The 3,525-nt window shown below is 25.5% G+C and carries 2 protein-coding genes; both read right to left on the bottom strand.

The genetic code is table 11. The annotated features are described in order from the left end of the window. Positions 1-708: 708 nt before the first annotated feature. Positions 709-981, bottom strand: coding sequence for a hypothetical protein (locus ACEW7V_RS02885; protein ID WP_374695381.1), 273 nt, complete (start codon positions 979-981; stop codon positions 709-711). Between the two features lie 29 nt (positions 982-1,010). Then, entirely contained in the window at positions 1,011-1,283 is a 273-nt protein-coding gene (locus tag ACEW7V_RS02880) for a hypothetical protein (RefSeq protein WP_374695380.1), read from the bottom strand. Positions 1,284-3,525: the final 2,242 nt, after the last annotated feature.

Genomic DNA, 3,525 nt, shown 5'->3' with positions numbered 1-3,525 from the left:
TCATGTACTGCCGTTCTGGCATTGCTCTTCGTCAATGATGACAATTTACCTAAATTATTGCGAGAGCAAAAAGTAGCGGCACTACGAGTACTGAAGCTAATACGGAAAACTGTTGTTCTTTGATTTTTTAAAAGTCAATTCTAAATGCATATTCTTTGAAACCATCACGCTGTGTAAAACTGCTTCTCTTTGTTTGTAATTTAGCTTGGAAACGTTTGTATTAAAGAGAACTGTAACATTACTTCAGGTACCAATAACAAAGGCACATTTGTTTTGATTAGAACTTTGGTAATTAAATGGAGATAAATTTCAGTTTGCCTGAGCCTGTTTTCCGTGTAAAAGATAAGTTTTGGGTAGTTAAAGATTTATTTTTGTCCTTTCATTTGTTGTTCTTCATTCAAAATTATTTTTTGTCTTCCACCATAAGCAAATCAAAGTTGTGAATTTAGAACTATGCTTATTTTTTGTTCTGTTTGTAAAAGAATCTTTTTTCTAGGATTAAGGATTGAATAATGCTGTTTGAAGTCAATTCTAAGGCTTTTTCTTTTGTGATTTCTTGAGTTTTTATTTTCGGTTTGCTATGACGGTTTTCATTTGAGCTTGTTTTTATCTAACATTTTTAAGGTTTATATAATTTTTAATTCTTTTAATTTTGCAATAAAATCTTTTTGCTTGGGTGTTATTTTTAATTTTATCTTTTTTGTTCACTTAATTGCGGATTAAGGTGGACTTAAATGCATATTTTTTTTCAGTGTTTTTTTCTTTGAGTTGTAAAATATCTTTGATTATGACAATTTTTTTCTTAGATAGTTTTGTAAAATGTTCTAATAGTTTTTCTTGGGATTTGTTTTTGGGATTTAAAAAAAGTTCCTTTTTGTTTGCGAAAAAACCTTTTGAGATTTTCGAGAATAACTCCTTATTTATAATTTTAATTTCTTTTAAAAAAGATTTTACAAATTCTTTGGGGAAAAATAGTTTCATAAACTAAGGCTTTAATAATGAAGGCGTTTTTAACATTTCTTGGGATAATAAAAAAATTCTTGATCAAAATAAGGAGTTTCATCTAAAATAGTTATTATTTCTTTTAAGTTCTTATTGAACTTGCTATTTTCTTTTAAATTGATAATATAGCCTAAGCGTTGCGAATTAGCATTACCAAAAGGAACTACAACTCTCATTGCTTTTTTGATTATCTTTTTAAAATGGGGTGGTACCAAATAATCAAAAGGTTTGTTAATTCCTTGATATGTGGTTTTTATATCTATAATTATTTCAGCTATCAATTTTTTATCCTTGCTTTCCTTATTGCTTTAGTTTTTGAGAGTTTGATACTTCAATTATAACAAAATTATAAATCATTTGGGATTAATAAAAAAAAAGACTTTAAAAAATATAACAGTTTATTTCAATTTGTAATGTTGAAATAACATGACTTAATTTTCGTTATTTTTTACAGTATCTAATTTATTTTTGGTAGGTTTATTACCTAATTTGGTTTTAGTTTTTCAGAAATTTTCTTTTTGTGCTTTTGGTTGTTGTGTCTCATCTAAAGCATAAATTTCTTTGACTTAAAGAGTATCTTTATCTAATAAAGTTTGGGTTATTTTTCTACCAATGCTTTATTTTTTCTAAAATGTTTTAGCTTGTTTGTAGTATTCATCTACTATTTTTTAATTTCTTGGTATACTTGATAACGAGTTTTTTCGGAACATTTTTCAAAGTTAATATATCCTAAAGGACTCATTTTCACCAGATAAACAGCATCTCCCAAAAACGTAGTGCAGTAGCTTGTTTAAGATCGGAAGGATACACTCCATTAGTTCTAGCTTTAGAAAAGAGTTCTTCGGCAGCTGCTCCGCCTAAGGCAACAACGATGTTATATGTATGAGTTGTTTTTCGGTATTAAAAAATATTCTTTATCAGATGTAGGCCACATATAACCTAGAGCACCTCCTCTTGGAGGTTTTATCCCCAAGTTTTATCGTGATCCCAATTAACTTGTTTGTTATCTTCGTCGCTGCCTTCTTTAAAATATCTTTGTAAAAATTTGTTTTTATTATTAGAATCATAAACTTTATCCCAAGTATTAGGATTTTCCTAGTCTACTTGTTTTTCTTCGCCTTCATTATGAGGTTTATATGCTCTACTGGATGAAGTGTATGTTTGTGTTTACTTATTAGTTTTTGCAAAAACATAAGTAATATTTAATATAAAAAATAATAAAGAGAAATTAATAAATATAATTTAGATACTTTTAAATAAAATGATTTTTTCTTTTTGCATTATTCATTTTTATAATATAGATCCTTTTTTATTTTATGTTTTTTAAAAAAAAATAAAAATAATTGTAATCATTAAAACTAAAAAAATTAAATAATAATATATATTTTTTTAAAACCAAAAGTAAATATTAAAATGAAAAAATAATTGTTATTTTGTATGTACATTTTTACATTTTTTTAACCCCATCTTTTTACAAATTTGCCACAGCAGTTCAAAAAATAAAAATTACTATTAATGTCATTTTATAACAAAAAATAAAAACAAGTTTTTTGTTTCACTAATCTGTATATCACGAGTGCTTTCCTTTCAATTTTATATATAAAAAAAGAGACTTTAAAAAGTCTCTTTAACAGGATATTTAATTTTTTAAAAATATTTTTACTTTTTTATCAATCAATTTTTTCTAAATTGATTGATAAAAAAAATAAAAATATTTTTAAAGGATTAAATAATCCCAGAGGATTTTAAGGTCTCTTTTTTGTATATAAAATTGCGAAATAAGTAATATACAGATAGTAATTATAAAATTTGTTTTTTTATTTTTTTTGTTATAAAACTGACATTAATAATTTTTATTTTAACTGTATGTAAATTTGAATGAGGACAAAACAAAAAATCTTCTATGCAAAACAACGATTATTTTTTCATTTTAATATTTACTTTTTGAATTTAAAAAATATATATTATTATTTAATTTTTAGATTTTAATGATTACAATTATTTTAACACTAAAACATAAATAAAGAGATCTATATTATAAAAAAATGAATAATGCAAAGAAAAATCATTTATTTAAAAAGTATCTAAAATTATATTTATTAATTTCTTTGTTATTTTATATTAAATATTACTTATATTTTGCAAACTAATAAAATAAACACAGAGCATACATAATCCAGTAAGAGCATATAAACTCATAACAGGCAGAAAAACAGGAAATTGAGCTAGGAAATCATGCAGGACAAAGTTTATGATTCTAATAATAAACCATTTTACGAGATATTTTAAGGCGGCGACAACAAGTATGATTGAGTAGGATCGCAGTAAACGGATAAAAAACTGAAGAGCTGTATATGTGTACCTCGATAAAGAATGACTAGTCAGGCCAGTATGCTATAGTTGCTCTCTAGAGCGCTTATTCAGAACGTCGAAAAATCGGTTATACTGGCACCTGAGATGGTTGCTTATTCTGGAATCGCTGGAATATGTGGTACGGGCAGTATTCAGAACAAACAATGCATG

It is taken from the genome of Areca yellow leaf disease phytoplasma, from assembly GCF_041920595.1.
The sequence above is the reverse complement of the archived record's forward strand: the minus strand, read 5'-3'. Positions and strand labels throughout refer to the sequence as shown.

Coding starts and splice junctions, on each gene's coding strand:
- ACEW7V_RS02885 (WP_374695381.1), bottom strand. CDS start 981: ATGAAACTATTTTTCCCCAAAGAATTTGTAAAATCTTTTTTAAAAGAA.